Origin of the sequence: Streptomyces kurssanovii, assembly GCF_040677245.1 — a bacterium.
GTDB classification, from domain to species: domain Bacteria; phylum Actinomycetota; class Actinomycetes; order Streptomycetales; family Streptomycetaceae; genus Streptomyces; species Streptomyces kurssanovii.
The window spans coordinates 31,533-49,296 of record NZ_JBFAQK010000010.1; the positions used below are offsets into that span (position 1 = coordinate 31,533).

General features: G+C 71.5%; 16 protein-coding genes. 9 read left to right on the top strand and 7 right to left on the bottom strand.

Features of this window, described 5'->3' with window-relative positions; translation table 11 throughout:
- Positions 1-22: 22 nt before the first annotated feature.
- Positions 23-1,510, bottom strand: coding sequence for a DUF2079 domain-containing protein (locus AB0K36_RS10570; RefSeq protein ID WP_364591179.1), 1,488 nt, complete (start codon positions 1,508-1,510; stop codon positions 23-25).
- A gap of 151 nt (positions 1,511-1,661) precedes the next feature.
- Entirely contained in the window at positions 1,662-2,510 is an 849-nt protein-coding gene (locus AB0K36_RS10575; protein WP_364591182.1) for a LysR family substrate-binding domain-containing protein, read from the bottom strand.
- Between the two features lie 59 nt (positions 2,511-2,569).
- On the opposite strand from AB0K36_RS10575, the gene AB0K36_RS10580 reads away from it, so the two are divergent.
- The gene (locus AB0K36_RS10580) at positions 2,570-2,974 is read left to right on the top strand and encodes a DUF5997 family protein (RefSeq protein ID WP_364591185.1); all 405 of its coding nucleotides are present in this window, start codon (positions 2,570-2,572) and stop codon (positions 2,972-2,974) included.
- A gap of 104 nt (positions 2,975-3,078) precedes the next feature.
- Here the strand turns inward: AB0K36_RS10580 and AB0K36_RS10585 are convergent, their stop codons facing one another.
- Entirely contained in the window at positions 3,079-3,966 is an 888-nt protein-coding gene (locus AB0K36_RS10585; RefSeq protein ID WP_364591424.1) for a LysR family transcriptional regulator, read from the bottom strand.
- A gap of 79 nt (positions 3,967-4,045) precedes the next feature.
- Between AB0K36_RS10585 and AB0K36_RS10590 the strand changes: the two genes are divergently transcribed.
- Together AB0K36_RS10590 and AB0K36_RS10595 are read left to right on the top strand one after the other, a co-directional pair.
- Positions 4,046-4,990, top strand: a complete 945-nt coding sequence (locus AB0K36_RS10590) for an EamA family transporter (protein WP_435877831.1) — start codon at positions 4,046-4,048, stop codon at positions 4,988-4,990.
- A gap of 149 nt (positions 4,991-5,139) precedes the next feature.
- Complete coding sequence (locus tag AB0K36_RS10595) at positions 5,140-6,237, top strand: barstar family protein (RefSeq protein ID WP_364591188.1); 1,098 nt, start codon at positions 5,140-5,142, stop codon at positions 6,235-6,237.
- Between the two features lie 78 nt (positions 6,238-6,315).
- Here AB0K36_RS10595 and AB0K36_RS10600 read toward each other — a convergent pair whose 3' ends face one another.
- Both AB0K36_RS10600 and AB0K36_RS10605 read right to left on the bottom strand, forming a co-directional pair.
- Positions 6,316-7,644, bottom strand: coding sequence for an MFS transporter (locus AB0K36_RS10600; protein ID WP_364591191.1), 1,329 nt, complete (start codon positions 7,642-7,644; stop codon positions 6,316-6,318).
- A 293-nt stretch (positions 7,645-7,937) separates the two neighbouring features.
- Positions 7,938-8,486 (bottom strand): DUF1062 domain-containing protein, encoded by a 549-nt coding sequence (locus AB0K36_RS10605; RefSeq protein ID WP_364591194.1) that lies wholly within the window; start codon positions 8,484-8,486, stop codon positions 7,938-7,940.
- A gap of 393 nt (positions 8,487-8,879) precedes the next feature.
- Between AB0K36_RS10605 and AB0K36_RS10610 the strand changes: the two genes are divergently transcribed.
- The 6 genes from AB0K36_RS10610 (at position 8,880) to AB0K36_RS10635 (ending at position 14,725) form a co-directional block, all read left to right on the top strand.
- Positions 8,880-9,710, top strand: a complete 831-nt coding sequence (locus AB0K36_RS10610; RefSeq protein ID WP_364591430.1) for a hypothetical protein — start codon at positions 8,880-8,882, stop codon at positions 9,708-9,710.
- A 172-nt stretch (positions 9,711-9,882) separates the two neighbouring features.
- The gene (gene argC, locus AB0K36_RS10615) at positions 9,883-10,911 is read left to right on the top strand and encodes an N-acetyl-gamma-glutamyl-phosphate reductase (protein ID WP_364591197.1); all 1,029 of its coding nucleotides are present in this window, start codon (positions 9,883-9,885) and stop codon (positions 10,909-10,911) included.
- Positions 10,908-12,059, top strand: a complete 1,152-nt coding sequence (argJ, locus tag AB0K36_RS10620) for a bifunctional glutamate N-acetyltransferase/amino-acid acetyltransferase ArgJ (protein ID WP_364591200.1) — start codon at positions 10,908-10,910, stop codon at positions 12,057-12,059. The genes argC and argJ overlap by 4 nt, the downstream gene beginning before the upstream one ends.
- Complete coding sequence (gene argB, locus AB0K36_RS10625) at positions 12,056-12,961, top strand: acetylglutamate kinase (RefSeq protein ID WP_364591203.1); 906 nt, start codon at positions 12,056-12,058, stop codon at positions 12,959-12,961. The genes argJ and argB overlap by 4 nt, the downstream gene beginning before the upstream one ends.
- A complete protein-coding gene (locus tag AB0K36_RS10630; protein ID WP_189475116.1) occupies positions 12,958-14,181 on the top strand; it encodes an acetylornithine transaminase in 1,224 nt (407 codons plus the stop codon). Before argB ends, AB0K36_RS10630 begins: the two co-directional genes overlap by 4 nt.
- 7 nt (positions 14,182-14,188) lie before the next feature.
- Complete coding sequence (locus AB0K36_RS10635) at positions 14,189-14,725, top strand: arginine repressor (protein WP_005319645.1); 537 nt, start codon at positions 14,189-14,191, stop codon at positions 14,723-14,725.
- A gap of 893 nt (positions 14,726-15,618) precedes the next feature.
- Here the strand turns inward: AB0K36_RS10635 and AB0K36_RS10640 are convergent.
- Together AB0K36_RS10640 and AB0K36_RS10645 are read right to left on the bottom strand one after the other, a co-directional pair.
- Positions 15,619-16,206, bottom strand: a complete 588-nt coding sequence (locus tag AB0K36_RS10640) for a pyridoxamine 5'-phosphate oxidase family protein (RefSeq protein ID WP_189475114.1) — start codon at positions 16,204-16,206, stop codon at positions 15,619-15,621.
- Between the two features lie 83 nt (positions 16,207-16,289).
- The gene (locus AB0K36_RS10645; protein WP_364591208.1) at positions 16,290-17,696 is read right to left on the bottom strand and encodes a hypothetical protein; all 1,407 of its coding nucleotides are present in this window, start codon (positions 17,694-17,696) and stop codon (positions 16,290-16,292) included.
- Positions 17,697-17,764 lie beyond the last annotated feature (68 nt).

A 17,764-nucleotide genomic window follows, 5' to 3' on the forward strand; every position in this document is an offset into this window, starting at 1 on the left:
TCTGCTGCGGCTCCTGCGGCTTCTACGGTTTCGGTGCGGAGCCCGGCCGGTTGAGCAGCACGAAGCCCTCGCGGTCGGCCACGGTCCGGTAGCCCTTCTTGAGGGCGCTCCTCAGTTTGAACTGCTCCTCGGCGGCGCTCTGCGGCCATCGCAGATGGTCCGGCACCCAGGTGTCCACCATGATCCACTCGGGATACGGGCGGCTGTCGGGCCAGCCGTAGAGGCTCACACTGGTACGGGAGACCAGGTGGGGCACCAGGTGTGTGGACGCCTGCACCGTGGCGCCCTCGGGGATCCGCTCCATCAAGCTGTCCGCCACCTCCACGCGGGGGTCGGTCCGCCAGGTGGCCGGCTGGACGAGCTGCCACAGCGGGAACTGCGGCAGGAGCAGCGCGGTGACCGCCGCGGACGCCGCCAGGTAGCGGCGCACGCCACCGTGCGCGGAGCGCCTGCGGACCAGGGCGTCGACGAACGCCGCGAAGACGATCGGCATCAGCACGAGCGAGTAGTGGTAACCGGTGCCCCAGTGAAGTTCGTAGCTCGAGGCGAAGCGCCACAGCACGGTCGGCACGGCCACCAGCAGCAGCGGGGACCGCAGGGCGAGGAACAGTGTGGGGGCGAGCAGCAGCACCAGCGTCGTGATCTTCTGCACCGGGGTGATCAGACCGATGGTGAGCTTGTGGAGCATGGCCGGCAGCCCGCCGTCCCCGCCGCCGGGGCCGTCCAGCCAGATCAGATAGCCGTAGGACCCGCTCGGATTGAACGCCGGAAGGATCACCGTCATCGCGAGCAGCGTCCCTACGACACCGCACACCGCCGTGACGATTCCGAGCCGGCGGTCGCCGCGCCGGGCGATGAGCAGGCCGATCACGGCCACGGTGATCCCCAGGTCCTCCTTCACCAGCAGCAGCGGCAGCGCCCAGTACGCCGCCGCATGCAGCCGGTCGTTCGCCAGCGCGGTCAGCGAGAAGGCGAGAAGGGGAACGGCGAAGGCCACTTCGTGGAAGTCGAAGCCGACCGCGCTCGCGATGCCCCAGGACAGGCCGTAACAGAGGCCGATCACCGCTGCGGCCGCGGTGCCGAGCGTGCGGCGCGCCCAGAGCGCCAGGGGGAACACGCTCGACGCGATGAGCGCCGCGTGCACGACGAGCAGGGTGTCCGTCGACGGATGGAGCAGGTAGAGCGGGGCGATGAGGGCCAGAACGGGGGAGAAGTGGTCCCCGAGCACGGGGAAGTCGGGGCCCTTCACCTCCGAGACCGGCAGGTGTCCCTCCGCGTAGGAGCGGACGGCCTGTTCGAAGATCCCCAGATCGAAGCTGTGGGAAAGCAGCATGTCGTGCCTGCGCAGCGACAGGGCCGCGTAGGAGATGAAGAGCGCTCCCGCCAGGGCCCAGATCCACCAGGGAATCCGGGGACCTGCCGCGGAATCCCGCGGCTGCGGTGTCTCGCGTTCGTCTGCCGCCGCTTCTTGCGAAGCGCGCGCAGTGGTGCTGATCGGGGGCGCCTGCATGACCGTGCCTTCCGGAAGCCGACCTGAGAGCCCTCAAGATGTCAGCAACCAAACGCATGTGAGCCGGATGCCTTCTGCGGTGCGGTCAGGTTCCACCGAATGGGCGCAGAAGTGTTCCGGCGGTCCTGGCGGCCGCCGGTTCGCCGGATCGCTACGAGCTGCGGCGAGGCTTGCCGCGCTTGCCGCCCTTCGGGCCGGCGGAGCCGCTCCGCGGCCGCTTGCCGGCAACGTTGCCCGTGGCCTTGCCCGCCGTCCGGCCGCCCGGGGACTTTCCGCCCGAGGACTTCGCCGATCCACCGGACGTCTTTCCGCCCGAGGTCTTGGCGCCGGTGGCCTTCCGCCGCGCTTCGCCCGCTTCGGGACGCTTGCCCTTGGGCTGATCCTGGGCCGGGCGCCCGCGTGAGCTGTTGACGGTCCGGCCCCGGACGATGCCGATGAACTGCTCCACGAGATCGGTGGTCCCGTCCTCCGGCCAGGACAGGGCGACACCCGACACCGGGGCGTCGGAGACCGGCCGGTAGGTGAGGTCCTTGCGGTGGTGCAGCCGGGCCAGCGACTGCGGCACGACGAGCACCCCCACTCCCGCGGCCACCAGTTCGACGGCGTCCGCCGTCGAGGCGGGACGCTCGATCGCGGGCAGACCCGGCTGGCGCTCCCATTCCAGGGTGTCGTCGAGAGGGTGCAGGACGATGTCGTCGGCCAGGTCCTCGGCGGTCACCTCGTCGACGGCGGCCACGGCGTGGTCCTTCGGGACGACCACCACCGTGGTCTCGGTGTAGAGGGGGATCGCGCTGAGATCGGTCCGGTCGATCGGAGACCGTACGAAACCGGCGTCGGCGTCGCCGCTTCGCAGCATCCCGGGAGCTTCCGCCGCGGAGACCGCGACGAGGGTCAGCGGGACGTCCGGGAGCCGCTCGTGCCAGATCCGTACCCACTTGGTCGGCGTCACGCCGGGGACGTACGCGAGCCGGAAGGAAGGGGATGTGTCGGAGCCTGTCACTCCGCCAGGTTACCGGTCGTGGTCAGAGGCATCGAACACCTCTCGATACCCTTGACACCATGACGTCGCACCAGACCACCCAGACGATGAAGCCCGCAACCGCGGCGAAGAAGCTGGGTGTGTACCTCCCGGCCACACCCACCGAGTTCCAGGAGGGTGTCGTCTCACGCAGCGAGCTCAACGCTCTGCAGGCCGACCCGCCCCAGTGGCTGCTGGACCTGCGCCGCGACGGACCGCACCCCCGGCCGGTGGTCGCGGCGAAGCTGGGCGTCTCCATCGCCGGTCTCGCGCGCGGCGGGGTCACAGAGGCCCTGACCACGGAGCAGATCGACGAGCTGAAGCGGGAGCTTCCTGACTGGCTGCGCCAGGAGCGCGCCACTCAGGCCGAGGTCCGCAAGGAAGCCGCCCGCATCAAGGAGAAGAACGCCGCCCGGGCCGAGCAGCCCGGCGAGCCGCGTCCCTGACCCCGCACTGAGCGGCGGCGGTCCGCCGGCGGCGAGCGGCTGCCGCCGCGGCGGACCGGCCGCGCTTCCCGTACCTGAGCGAGCACCGCGGACCTTCCGCCTCCTCACTCCGTGCCCGGCGTGGCCGGGAGGTCGAGGACAGTGAGGAAGGCGGACGCCGCGGGCGTGCGGCCGACGCGGTTCCAGACGACGTATTCGACGCGGGCCGGCGCGTCGGTGACCTCGATGGTGGTCACGCCGGTCAGCCGGGGCACGTAGGCGGCGGGGAGCATGGCGATGCCGAGGCCCTGCCCGACCAGTCGGGCCATGAAGTCCGCGGTGGTCACTTCGAAGGCGACGTCGCGGCTGAGACCGGCCGCAGAGAAGGCCTGGTCGGACTGGATCCGTCCGGCTGTGCCGACCGGAAGGTCCACGAACACCTCGGAAGAGAGCCTGCGAAGGTCGACCGTCGGTTCGTCGGCGAGCGGATGGTCCGGCGCGACCACCGCGACGAGCCGGTCACGGGCGAGTTCGCGCGCGGCGACACCTCGAGGCCGCGCCGTGGTGGGCAGACCGAGGAAAGCCACGTCGATGACTCCTTGCTCGACCTGCTGGGCCAGGTCCTCGCTCGCGCCCACCCGCAGGCCGATGCGCACGTGCGGGTACTGCCGGCGGAAGTCGTGCAGCGCGGCCGGGACATCCACCGCCGCGACGGTGGGGATCAGGCCCACGGCGAGCCGTCCGCGTACCTCGCCGACAGCCGCGGCCACTTCGGCGGCAGCGCGCTCGGCGGCGTCCAGGCACTGGCGGGCCGCGGGGAGGAACGCCGCGCCGGCCGGCGTCAGCCGCACCCGGCGGCTGGTGCGTTCGAAGAGCCTCGCGCCGAGTTCCTGCTCCAGGCGGGCGATCTGGTGGCTGAGGGCGGACTGGACCACGTGACACCGTTCGGCGGCGCGGGTGAAGCTGTTCGTCTCGGCGACTGCGATGACGTAGCGCATCTGCTGGAGCTCCATCGATCCATCGTGGATCGAGATCGGTGAGGTGACAAGCATGTGTTGGACTCATTGATCGCGGCCGGGCGAGACTGCTGGCGTGACAAGCCCTGGAGCACAGAGAGTTCTTGACCGCGCCGGCAGCGGTGTTTCCCATGGCCACGTACCACGGGCCGTCCTGACGGCGCTCGCTCCCTTGGCGTGGGGCACGACCTATGTCGTCACCACCGAGCTTCTCCCGCCGGGACACCCCCTGTTCGCCGGACTCCTGCGCGCGTTGCCCGCCGGACTCATCGCGCTGGCGATCACCCGGACGCTGCCGCGTGGGGCGTGGTGGGGGAAGGCGGCGGTGCTCGGTGTCCTGAACATCGGGTTGTTCTTCCCCCTTCTGTTCATCGCGGCCGAACGCCTGCCGGGAGGTGTCGCCGCCACCTTGGCGGCGGCTCAGCCGCTCGTCGTCGCCGTCCTCGCCGTGCCGGTCCTCCGCGAAGGCCTGTCCGCCTGGCGTCTGTTCTGGGGTGCGGCCGGGGTCGTCGGCGTCGGCCTGGTGGTGATCGGGCCGCACGCCGCGTTCGACGGCGTCGGGGTCGTGGCGGGTCTTGCGAGCGCGGCCACGATGGCGCTCGGGGTGACGCTCACCAAGCGCTGGGGACGCCCTGCCGAGGCCGGTCCCACCGCATTCGCCGGCTGGCAGCTCACCGCGGGAGGCCTGTTCCTGGTGCCCGTCACCTTCCTCGCCGAGGGGGCACCCCCTCCCGTCGACCCGACCGCCGCCCTCGGCTACCTCTGGCTGGGTCTGGTCGGTGGTCTGGCCGCCTATGTCCTGTGGTTCCGCGGCATCACCACGTTGCCCGTCACGTCCGTCGCGGTGCTCGTCCTGCTCTCGCCGCTGGTCGCCGCGGTCCTCGGCGCCGTCCTGCTCGGCGAGACGTTCGGGCCGGTCCAACTCGTGGGGTTCGGACTCTCGCTCGCCGCGATCGTCGCGGGACAGCTCCCGGCACCCACCCGCTCACGGGACGGTGCCGCGACCTCCCGCCGTGGATGACACGTGGACGACGGCCGGCCTGCGTCCTCCGCGCGGTCCCCGGCAGCCGCCGCACCTTCGGCGTTCGCGCGGGGTGACTCGCCTCGCCGACCAGGCAGTCCGGCGGCACTCGTCGGAAAGGAGCTTCGTCGTGGAAAGCCGGCCGGGGCATGATTCCCACCGTGCATGCGAACTCGGCCCAGGGCGGGCGCGGACGGTACAGGCTGACGGAGACGGAGCACGGTCACGTCTGGGGGGTCTGCGCCGCGGTGGAGGGGCTCTTCGGGGAGTCCCGGCGCGGGACGTACGAACTGTTCGACTGGGTCCCGGAAGGCGCGGAGCCACGCGGCTGGGCCGGCAGCCGGGTGTGGCTGGTGCCGGATGACGAGGCACTCGACCCCTGGCTGCTGGAGGACGCGGAGAGCCTGGGGCGGCTTCCCGGGTCGGACGGTCCGGTGTTCACCGGCCTGGACGACTACGAAGGTCCGCCCGAGGGGCACAGGGGTCGCGTGCGCTTACACGACGGGCGCCGGTGGCTCGGCTCCTGCCGGGAATTCACGCGCGTCCTGGCGCCCGAGCACGTGGCGCCCCCGCTCGTCCTGCGGGGCCTCGCCCCGAGTGATCGGCTGCGGGCGGCACTGGCGAAGGGCACCCGACGGGCGCTGCGCTTGGAGGAGGCCGCACTGGAGATACAGGACGACCGGGGCGAGCCACTCACCGACCGGCTGCTCCAGGCCACGGTCAGCGCCTGGCGCCCGTCTTCCCACGGGGCGGATCTGATCGACCTGGAGCTCGACGGGGAGCACTTCGCGCCCGTCCCCCCGTACGCCCGGCCCGTCTGGGAGCGGTGGCTCGCCGGGCCGCCGGACGCCTTGGGCGCCTGGGCCGGCCTGGACACCCGGCGGCGCGGGGCCTGGCACGATCTCGTCCGGGAGAGGGGCTGCCGGCGTGCGGACCGTGACCGGCCGGCCGGTCACGCCTACGAACTGGACGGCCGGCACATCACCGACGAACCGGGTCTCTACCTGGCGCTCGGCGAGGCGGTCAACGGTCCGGGCGGCTACTTCGGCGGCTGTCTCGCCGCGCTCGACGACTGCCTGCGCGGCAGCTTCGGTTACACCGCCCCCGCCACCTTGCTGTGGCGGGACGCCGTGACGGCACGCGAGCACCTGTCCCGGGCACTGACACCGGAAGGTGAGCCCTACGACCTCCTCGGCGAGGTCCTGGAGGCCCTCGCCGAGGGCGGCATGCACGTCACCCTGGCGTGAACCGCTCCCACGGCCCCCGGCGTGAACCGTTCCCACGGCCCCCGGCGTTGTGTCGGCTACTCGCGGCGACGGACGTCCTCACGCGGACGGGGCCGGAGTCTCCGGAGTTGCGGGAAGCGTCCGTCCCAGGCGGGCGAGTGGCGACAGGGCCATCAGCGCCGGCGACAGCAGCATGCCTGCGGCTGTTACCAGCAGGCCGGCGCGCGTCCCCCACACTTCCGCGAGAAGGCCGCCGAGCAGCGAGCCGAGGGGGGTCAGCCCCATGCCGACAAAGTTGATCGTCGCGGCCACACGGCCTTGCATCGCGTCCGGAGTGACGGTCTGCCGTACGGCCATGACCGTGACATTCACCAACTGGCCGAAGGTCCCGAAGAGGAAGTTGACCGCGAGGAGCGCGGGAACCGTCACCGCGGAGGAGCCGTGCAGTGCGGGCACGAGCAGGAACACGCCGTCGCCGAGTGCTGCCGCGGACACGAGCACAGCGCCGTGCCCGAAGCGGCCCGGTAGGCGGGCGGCCAGCAGCGAGCCCAGGACCGCGCCCGGCCCCGTCGCCGCGAGCGCCAGTCCGACGACGGTGCCCGACAGGTGCAGGTCCCGTGGCAGGAACAGCAGATAGATGGTCATCACAGCCGCGAAGAAGAACTGAAAGGCCGCTGACGCGAGGCACACAGTCCGCAGCGAGGTGTCGCCGGCGACGAAGCGGATGCCCTCATGGATCTGCCGCCGGACCCCGACAGGACGTGCCGAGCGTTCCGGGACGGATTCACGGCGACCGATCCGCCGGATCGTCAGGAACGACAGCGCGAAACACAGCACGCCGGCGGCGGCAGCGATCGGCGCCGCCGGCAAGGACACCAACGCACCGCCCAGGGCGGGACCGCCCATCTGCGCAGCCGACCGACTGCCTTCGAGCGCGCTGTTGCCCCGCAGCAACTGGTCGCGATCCACCAGCCGTACCAACGACGCCTGGTACGCCACGTCGAAGAACACGGACAGGCCCCCGACGGCGAAGGCCACCACAAGCAGCGCCGGCAGGCCGAGCCCGCCGAGGAGGCCCGCTACGGCGGCGGCGCCCAGTGCCAGGGCCCGACCGGCGTCCGTCAGCACCATCACCGTACGGGTCCGCCACCTGTCCACCCACGCGCCGACGAAGAGCGACAGCAGCAGGATCGGCGCCTGCCCCACCGCGCGCAGGGCGCCCAACTGGCCGGCGTCGGCATTGAGCGAGAGGACAGCGAAGAGCGGAAGAACCACCAGGCTTACGTGTTCGCCCAGTTGGGAGACCGTCTGGCCCACCCAGAGCCTGCGGAAGTCGCCGTCCCGCCACAGGCTTGACGGAACCGGGCGGCCTGCATCGGATACAGCGGAGGAACCGGAATCGGATGCAGCGGAGGAAGAGGACGGCACAGGGACCCCTCGGACGACCGAAGACGAGACCCGCCGCCCGGCGCACGCCAGGTGCACCCACCATCTCAGGCAGCGGGAAAGGAAGGCTCGCTGTGCCGCGCATCAAGGGCAGCACGCGATGACGGGCCGCACACGGCCTCCGACGTCAACGCGTGCTCGGACGACCGACCATGTCTTCGCTCCTCGTGAGTCACTCGCTGCGCGAACCCTAGCTCCCGTTTGGCAGGGCACGGAAGGCGCACAGGGCCTGTCCGGCGGATCGTGCCGGACAGGCCCCTGGGCCCGAGGAGGGCTCAGCGCTTGAGCGTGAAGGTGAAGTCGCCGGAGAGCTTGCCGCTCAGCCGGACCGCCGCCACGAGTCTCCCGTCCGTGATCAGCCTCTCGACCTCGGCCCGTGCAAGACCGCAGCCTTCGGCGATCAGTCGCACCGGCCGGACCGGGATCCGCGCGGCAAAGCGCACCGAGACGTCGATCACCTCGCGGTCCAGGTGATCCGACCCGCCGGTGTCGAGGCGCCAGGCATCCTCCCAGTCGAGGGCGATGCGATTACGGCGCCGCACGACGGGATCCTGGAGCAACTCGGCTGCCAGGCCAGGGTCGTTGTCATGCAGCCGGTCCAGCAGCTCAGGCCGTACGGAGCGCACATGCATCCGCTCCAGGACCGTGAGCTTCGTGGTTTCCCCGCAAGCGGTACAGAGCGCGAGGAGCCAGGCGTCGATGAGCTTGTGGTGGGCGTTGACGCGGAATTTACCGCTTGTCCGGAAGCGCTCGGACCCGCACGTGTGGCAACGGCGGAGAACGAGCGGCAGGCAGGTGGGCGCGACAACCCAGTTGTTGAGCACAGAAGTACACCGGTTTCAGTGAGAAGTCCGCAGCAAAAAGCAGCGCGGCGCACATGCGGCACATGCGCGACGCGCGACGAATCAGCGCTCGGGAGGTCTCACACGGTGTACAACGGAACGTCCTTGCCCAGACGACTTGGTCGGGCAGCACGGTAATGGCGCACAGCGACGCTGCTCCACTGGTTTTCGGGGTGGCGGCTGCCGCCGCGCAGCCAAGTGATCAAGAACGCTCCGGACACGCGGGCGCCGGCCCACGACGGCCGGGTACGTGGGCCGTGCGCGAAGTCCGGACGGCCGTGACTGTGACTTGGCGCGGTAGTTGGCCCGTCCGGCCAGATACGCGCTCAGTACCCGGTGGAGCCGGTCCACGACGTCCCGTACGGTCGGTCCGTGATGATCAAAGCGGGCGACCCCCGCAGCCTCGGCGTCCCTTCCTCCGAGGCACGGTTGCACTTCGGTACGGAACTGCAGGAGCTCGGAGGCGGGCCGCGGCGCCGCTTGCTCATGGTCGGCGACGAGCCTGCCTTCGAGCTCAGCTTCTACTGCGGAACGTGCCCGCTCCTGTTTCGCCGACTGGAAACCGCGAGCGAGAAGGTGTCCCTGGAGAGCATGCAGGAACGGCTCACCGGTGCACTGGACGATCCGGACGACCGCGGTGTGATCGATGCGTTCGGTGCGTTGCTGCCGGAGGGCGAGTACCTTCCGCTGCTCCTGAGCGTGGAACCCCGGCTGATCACCCCAGGGAAGGAAGGTGACTACTTCAGCGGCGAACAGGTCACGACGTGGGGGATCGATCAGTTCTGGGGCCTCCCCGAGTACCCGCACACCCCGTACTACCGAACCTTCGAGACCGCCGTCGACGCGGACGCCCACCTCTATGAGTTCGTCGTGCCCATGGTCCCCCCGACGTGGAACGAGAGGGAGCGTGTCAAGGAGTACGTCGCGCTCATGGAGCAGGGAACGGTCCCCACGGCGGTGGCGATCTCCACGCTGGACGTGTGCCAGCCCGCCCTCGGCCTGGGAGATGATCCCTCTGCGCACTGGGGCCTGACCCACTTCCTCCTCGATGGTCACCACAAACTGGAGGCCGCTGCCACAGCCGGCCGGCCAGTGCTGCTCCTCTCACTCCTGACCCTGGGCGAGAGCCTGGCCGGAGCGGAAGACTGTGCACGCCTCCCCGCCCTGCGTGCCCGACCCCGCTCGGCCCGAGCAACCGGCACCTGAACCGGCGCCGAAGATCACGCCTGCGGGCCAACAACAGCGCAGACCAAGGTCAACTGGACCGCTAACGGGCCAACTGAAGCACTGAGTCACAGTGACAGCAGCCCGGCGCACTCTTGATTGCATAAACCTGCATAGCTGCGTATAGTCATGCCATCGATGAGGAGGATTTTCGATGACCGTACGAGCAGCAGTGGCAGGGGCGAGCGGGTACGCGGGCGGAGAGCTGCTCCGGCTGCTCCTGGCGCACCCCGAGGTCGAGATCGGCGCCCTCACCGGCAACTCCAATGCCGGCCGGCCCCTCGGCACCATGCAGCCGCACCTGCTGCCGCTGGCCGACCGCGTGCTCATGCCGACCACCGCCGAGGTGCTCTCCGGGCACGACGTCGTGTTCCTCGCGCTCCCGCACGGGGAGTCCGCCGCAGTCGCCGAGCAGCTCGGCGACGACGTGCTGGTCATCGACATGGGGGCCGACTTCCGGCTGAAGGACGCCGCCGACTGGGAGCGGTTCTACGGCTCCGAGCACGCCGGCACCTGGCCCTACGGCCTGCCGGAACTGCCGGGCGCCCGCGCCGCGCTGGAGGGGTCCAGGCGTGTCGCGGTGCCCGGCTGCTATCCCACCGCCGTCTCGCTCGCGCTGTTCCCCGCCTACCAGGCGGGGATCGCCGAGCCGGAAGCGGTGATCACCGCCGCCACCGGGACCTCCGGCGCGGGCAAGGCGCTCAAGCCGCATCTGCTCGGCTCCGAGGTCATGGGCTCCATGAGCCCCTACGGCGTCGGCGGCGGCCACCGCCACACCCCCGAGATGATCCAGAACCTGAGCGCGGTCGCGGGGGAGCGGGTCACCGTGTCGTTCACGCCCACCCTCGCGCCCATGGCCCGCGGCATCCTCGCCACCTGCTCCGTGAAGGCGAAGCCGGGCACGACGGCGAACGACGTGCGGGCCGCGTACGAGAAGGCGCTGGCCGACGAGGAGTTCGTGCACCTGCTGCCCGAGGGGCAGTGGCCCGCCACCGCCTCCGTGTACGGGTCGAACGCGGTGCAGATCCAGGTCGCCTACGACGAGAACGCCGGCCGCGTCATCGCCATCAGCGCCATCGACAACCTCACCAAGGGCACCGCCGGCGGCGCGGTGCAGAGCATGAACATCGCCCTCGGACTCCCCGAGAGCACCGGTCTTTCCACGATTGGAGTTGCGCCGTGAGCGTGACCGCAGCGAAGGGATTCACGGCAGCGGGTATCGCCGCCGGGATCAAGGCGAACGGCAACCCGGACCTGGCCCTCGTGGTCAACACCGGGCCCCGCCGCGCCGCCGCCGGCGTCTTCACCTCCAACCGTGTCAAGGCCGCGCCCGTACTGTGGTCCGAGCAGGTCCTCACCGGCGGCGAGGTCAGCGCGGTGGTCCTCAACTCCGGTGGAGCCAACGCCTGTACGGGCCCGAAGGGCTTCCAGGACACCCACGCCACCGCGGAGAAGGCCGCCGAGGTGCTCGGGCACAGCGCCGGCGAGGTGGCCGTCGCGTCCACCGGCCTGATCGGCGTCCTGCTTCCCATGGACAAGCTGCTCCCCGGCATCGAGCAGGCCGCCGCCCAGCTTTCCGAGCACGGCGGCGAGAAGGCCGCCATCGCCATCAAGACCACGGACACCGTCCACAAGACCGCGGTCGCCCAGGGTGACGGCTGGACCGTCGGTGGCATGGCCAAGGGCGCCGGCATGCTCGCGCCGGGGCTCGCCACGATGCTCGTCGTCCTCACCACGGACGCCGACCTGGAGCCCGCCACCCTGGACAAGGCACTGCGCGACGCCACCCGGCAGACCTTCGACCGGGTCGACTCCGACGGCTGCATGTCCACCAACGACACCGTGCTGCTCCTCGCCTCCGGCGCGAGCACGATCACCCCCCGCTACGAGGAGTTCGCCGAGGCCGTACGGGCCGTCTGCGACGACCTCGGCCGGCAGCTGATCGGCGACGCGGAGGGCGCGAGCAAGGACATCAAGATCGAGGTGATCAACGCGGCCACCGAGGACGACGCCGTGGAGGTCGGCCGCTCCATCGCCCGCAACAACCTCCTCAAGTGCGCCATCCACGGCGAGGACCCCAACTGGGGCCGGGTGCTGTCCGCCATCGGCACCACCCGTGCCGCGTTCGAGCCGGACCGGCTCAATGTCGCCATCAACGACGTCTGGGTCTGCAGGAACGGCTCGGTCGGCGAGGACCGCGACCTCGTCGACATGCGCTACCGCGAGGTCCGGATCACCGCCGACCTCGCCGCCGGCACCGAGTCAGCGGTCATCTGGACCAACGACCTCACCGCCGACTACGTCCACGAGAACAGCGCGTACAGCTCATGAGCACGACCAGGAAGCACACCGCGCTGCCCAAGGCACAGATCCTCATCGAGGCGCTGCCGTGGCTGACCCGCCACAACGGCAAGACCGTCGTCATCAAGTTCGGCGGCAACGCCATGATCGACGAGGACCTGAAGGCGGCATTCGCCCAGGACGTCGTCTTCCTGCGCCACGCCGGCCTCAAGCCGGTCGTCGTGCACGGCGGCGGCCCGCAGATCTCCGCGGCGCTCGACCGGCACGGCCTCGTGAGCGAGTTCAAGGCGGGGCTGCGGGTCACCACCCCGGAGGCGATGGACGTCGTACGGATGGTGCTCGCCGGACAGGTCCAGCGTGAACTGGTCGGCCTGCTCAACCAGCACGGCCCGTTCGCCGTCGGCATCACCGGCGAGGACGCCCACACCATCACCGCCACCAAGCACCAGCCGCAGATCGACGGCGAATTCGTCGACATCGGCCGGGTCGGCGAGATCACCGAGATCGACACCGGCGCCATCACGGCGCTCCTCGCCGACGGCCGGATCCCGGTCATCTCCTCGATCGCGCGCTCACAGGACGACGGACATGTCTACAACGTCAATGCTGATACGGCGGCTGCGGCACTCGCTGCGGCGCTGGGCGCCGAGACTCTGATGGTCCTCACCGACGTCGAGGGCCTCTACGAGGACTGGCCCGACAGCGACGAGGTGATCAGCCGGCTCACCGCCACCCAGCTGGAGAAGCTGCTGCCCGAGCTGTCCAGCGGCATGGTCCCCAAGATGGAGGGCTGCCTGCACGCCGTGCGCAACGGGGTCAACACCGCCCGTGTGATCGACGGCCGTGTCCAGCACTCGATCCTGCTGGAGATCTTCACGGACGAAGGTATCGGCACCATGGTCGTGCCCGACGACGTACAGGGGGAAGCATGAGCGGCAACGGGAACGAGCAGCTCGCCCAGCGGTGGCAGGGCGTCATGTCCGACAACTACGGCACACCCAAGCTGTCGCTCGTCCGCGGCGAGGGCTCCAAGGTCTGGGACGCGGACGGCGCCGAGTACACCGACTTCGTCGGCGGCATCGCCGTCAACGCGCTCGGTCACGCGCATCCCGCCGTCGTCGAGGCCGTGACCCGCCAGATCTCCCGTCTCGGCCACGTCTCCAACCTGTACGTCGCGGAGCCGCCCGTCGCCCTCGCCGAGCGGCTGCTCCAGCTCTTCGGCCGGCCGGGCAGGGTCTACTTCGCCAACTCGGGCGCCGAGGCGAACGAGGCCGCCTTCAAGATCGGCCGGCTGACGGGCCGCAAGCACATGGTGGCCACCGACGGAGGGTTCCACGGACGCACGATGGGCGCTCTCGCGCTCACCGGGCAGCCCGCGAAGCAGGACCCGTTCCTGCCTCTGCCGTCGGACGTCACACACGTCCCGTACGGCGACGCGGAGGCGCTGCGCGCCGCGGTCACCGAAGACACCGCCTTCGTGATCATCGAGCCGATCCAGGGCGAGAACGGTGTGGTCGTGCCGCCCAAGGGCTACCTCGAGGCCGCACGCGAGATCACCCGCGCCACCGGCACACTGCTCGTCCTCGACGAGGTCCAGACCGGCATCGGACGCACCGGCCACTGGTTCGAACACCAGGCACACCAGGGCGTCGAGCCCGACATCGTCACGCTGGCCAAGGGCCTCGGCGGCGGGCTGCCCATCGGCGCGACCGTCGTCTTCGGTGAGGCGGCGGAGCTGCTGAAGCCCGGCCACCACGGCACCACGTTCGGCGGGAACCCGGTCGCGTGCGCTGCCGGACTCGCCGTCCTCGACACGCTGGCGGCCGACGGAGCGCTCGACACCGTCAAGCGGCTGGGTGAGAAGCTGCGTGAGGAAATCGAGGGTCTCGGTCATCCGCTGGTCTCCCACGTCCGCGGCAGCGGCCTGCTGCTGGGTATCGTGCTCACCGGGCCCCTCGCACCGAAGGTGCAGCAGGCGGCCCAGGATGCAGGGTTCCTGGTGAACGCCCCCGCGCCCGATGTCGTACGGCTCATGCCGGCACTGACCATCGCCGACGCGGAGGTCGAGGCGTTCCTCCACGCGCTGCCCGGCATCCTCGACGCCAGCACGCCGGCCACGGCGGGCAACGGGGAAGGACGATCCGGAGAATGAGACGACGATGACCGACGCGAACGGCACCGAGCACGGCGGGCCCGCCGTACCGCAGACCCGGACAGCCCGCCACCGCCGGATCGTGGACATCCTCAACCGGCAGCCGGTGCGCTCCCAGAGCCAGTTGGCGAAACTCCTCGCGGACAACGGACTGCACGTCACCCAGGCGACGCTCTCCCGCGACCTCGACGAACTGGGCGCGGTGAAGATCCGCAACACCGGCGGCGAGCTCATCTACGCGGTGCCCAGCGAGGGCGGCTTCCGCACCCCGCAGGCCCCGCTGGGCGAGTCCGCGAAGGAGGAGCGCATGCGGCGCCTCTCCGGCGAACTGCTGATCTCGGCGGAGGCGTCGGCGAACCTCGTCGTCCTGCGCACACCGCCGGGCGCGGCTCAGTTCCTCGCGTCGGCCATCGACCAGGCGGAACTGCACGATGTGCTCGGCACGATCGCGGGTGACGACACGCTGATGCTGATCAGCCGCGATCCGGCGGGCGGGCAGGCGCTGGCGGACCACTTGCTGCGGTTGGCGCAGAACGACCGCTAGGCCCCTGCGGGTGCTGTTCCCGGTCCCCCTACGGCCTGGCGGCCGTGGGGACCCGCTTCCCGTAACCGGGCTGGTCCCCTCCCCGGTCCGGGCTCCGCCGGACGGAGGGCGCCGGCCCTGCGGGCCGCTGCTTCGCCGCCGTCCTGGCCACCCGGACCGGCACCGCGCTCCGCGCGGCGTTTCGGGGGCTCTGCCCCCGCACCTCAATCGCCGGCGAGGCTGGAACGGCCCCGTCGCTAGGCGGCAGGCACCGGCGGGGCTGGAGGCCGCGTGGTGAGGCCGCAGCTACCGGCCGGGGCTGGAGGCGCCGCGTGGAGAGGCCGCAGCTACCGGCGGGGCTGGAGACGGCCCCGTCGCAAGGCCGCAGCTACCGGCCGGGGCTGGAGACGGCCCCGTCGCAAGGCCGCAGCCACTGGCGGGGCTCGAGGCGCCCCGTCGCTAGGCCGCAGCCGCCGGCGGGGCAGACCACCGCGTCGCTAGGTCACAGCTACCGGCGGGGCTGGAGACGCCGCGTCGTGAGGCCGCAGCCGCCGGCGAGTCCGGAGACGCCCCGTCGCGAGGCCGCAGCCGCTGGCGGGGCTGGAGACGCCGACGGGGGCGGAGTTGTCCAGTGTCTGCGCCGACGGGCTGGAGTGCCGCGCAGCGGCATTCTCAGCCCGTCCGGCGATTGAGGACACCGCGCGGAGCGCGGTACGGGGTCCGGGGCTTGCCCCGGTTTCGGGAAGGGGCGGGGTGGGGAGCAGGCCCGCCGCAGGCGTCACGCCCCGGCAGGTGTCACGCGCCCGCAGCCGTCACGTCCCGGCGGGTGTCACGCACCCGCAGGTGCCACGCACCCGCAGCCGAGGCGCCCGCCCCGGCAGGCGTCACGCGCCCGCAGCCGACGCGCCCCCCGTTCAGTCCGTGCGGGCCGGCAGCGGCAGCGGGAGGGCAGGGAGGCCGTCCAGGCTCACGCCGATGTGTTCCTTCTTCGCGCAGTACGCCTGGAACTCCTCGTCCGACTTCCGCCCGAAGTACTCGGCGTGCTGCGTCCGTTCCTCCCGGTACTCCATGAACGGCACGGCGAAGCCGCAGACCTGGCTGATGCGGCGGGCGTGGACGACGATGATCGCGCGGGCGCTCGGGCCGTCGACGTCCTTGAAGAGGCCGATCAGTTCCGCCCAGCGCGGATCGTCACGGAAGACCGCCTCGCCCTGCCCGTGCACCCGCACCACCTGCGGCGGCCCGGAGAACGCGCACCACATCAGGGTGATCCGACCGTTCCCCTCCTCCCGCACATGCGCGATCGTCTCGGCGCCGCTGCCGCCGAAGTCGAGGTACGCGAGCGTCATCTCGTCGATGACGACGAGCGTGCCGCTGCGTCCCTTGGGTGACAGATTGACGTGCCCGTCACCGGCCAGCGGCGCGGTCGCCGTGAAGAAGACCGGCTGCTGTTCGATGAAGTCCCGGAGCCGGCCCTCTATGCGTTCAAATGTTTTCCCCATGAAGCGATTATCGACCCCGCGACCCCGCGACCCCTGGCCCCGACCCCGGTCCGGGCCCTGGCTCCGGCTCCGCGCCGGAGTCGTCAGGCGCGCCCGAGGCCGGTCCGTGTGCGCGTCGCCGCCATGACGTGGTCGCTGAACAGGTGCGCGCACCGCCGGAGCAACCGGTCCACCTCCGCGTCACCCCGCGGGACCTCGTACATCCATGTCCGCTGGTGCACCGAGGACTCCGCAGTGCGCCGCAGCTTGGGGTCGGCGTCCGCCAACAACGCCACCGAAGCGCGGAGTTGCACAAGGCCGCCTTGTTGCCGCAGCAGCCGGAACGCGGCCCGGCGCGTGGGGGTGGGCCACCCTGGCGACAGCCGCTCGGTGAGCCGGTCCGCGCAGAGCCGGCGGGCGTACGGGAGCAGCGCCCGTGCCGCCTCGCGGGCGACGGCCGCCGCCGGGTCGTCCACCAGCGGGAGCACGGTCTCGACGGACACCGACTCCAGCAGCCGCAGTCCGGCCACGGCCTGCGCCCGCACCCCGTCGGCGGGATGCGTCAGCAGCGGTCGGAGCAGTGCGGCGTCCTCCCGCCGGCCGCACTCCGCGAGTCCGGTGACGGCGTAAGGCGCCACGGTGTCGGGGTGCTCGCACAGCTCGAGGTGACGGGCGTGCGGATCCCCGCCGTCCTGGCTGATGACCCACCGGGCGCAGGCCCGTACCAGTCCCGACCGGTCGGCGAGGTGGTTCACCGCCTCCTGGGCCCGGCCCGCCCGCCGCAGCGCCGTGACGCCCGCCGACCGTACAAATGGCAGGCGCCCGCCGAGCAGGACGTCGACGGCGCGGTCGTCGGAGCCGTCGGCCGCCATCCCGGCGAGCGCCGCGTCCGACCACAGCCGCGCCAGGACCGGGTCCGGGTCGTCGGCGGCGTGGCGCGCCAGCGCGCGCACGTCCAGCAGCCCGTGGTCCAGCACGATCCGTGCGGCGAGGCGCCGCGTCGCGCTGTCACGCGTGTCCCCAAGGAGGCTCCGCGCCAGCTCGGGAACGCCGCGCAGCGCCTCCTCGAAGAGGTCGTGCGCCCAGGCGCCCTCCTCGCGGCGGCCCAGGCGCAGCACCAGCGGCGTGAGTACGCGCAGGGTCTGCTCCGGTCCGCTCCGCAGCCGATCCGTGAGCAGCGCGCGGGCGCGCAGCCGCACCGGCTCCGCCCAGTCGGTGCAGCGCACGACGACGAGGTGCCAGAAGGCGGCCGTGCGGGGTCCGGTGGCGAGCGCGCCCTCACGGACCCGGCCGTCCGGGTGGCACAGGGCGGTCTCCGGCCGCTGCCGCAGCCGGTGCGATATCCGCGGGTCGTACTCCTCCCACCCGTACCGTCCGAAGGCCCGGGTCGCCTGGTCCAGCGCCGTCCAGCAGGCCGGGTCGTCGAAGTCCAGCACCTCGCTCGTCGCGCGCCCCTCCAGCAGAAGCCTCACGGCCTCCCTGGCCGCCGCGTCGTTCCACCGCTTGCCCATGTCCGGCACCCCTCCCCGTGCTGATGACGGCCCACCCTAGGAGGGGAGGGACGGCGCCGACCAGCGGG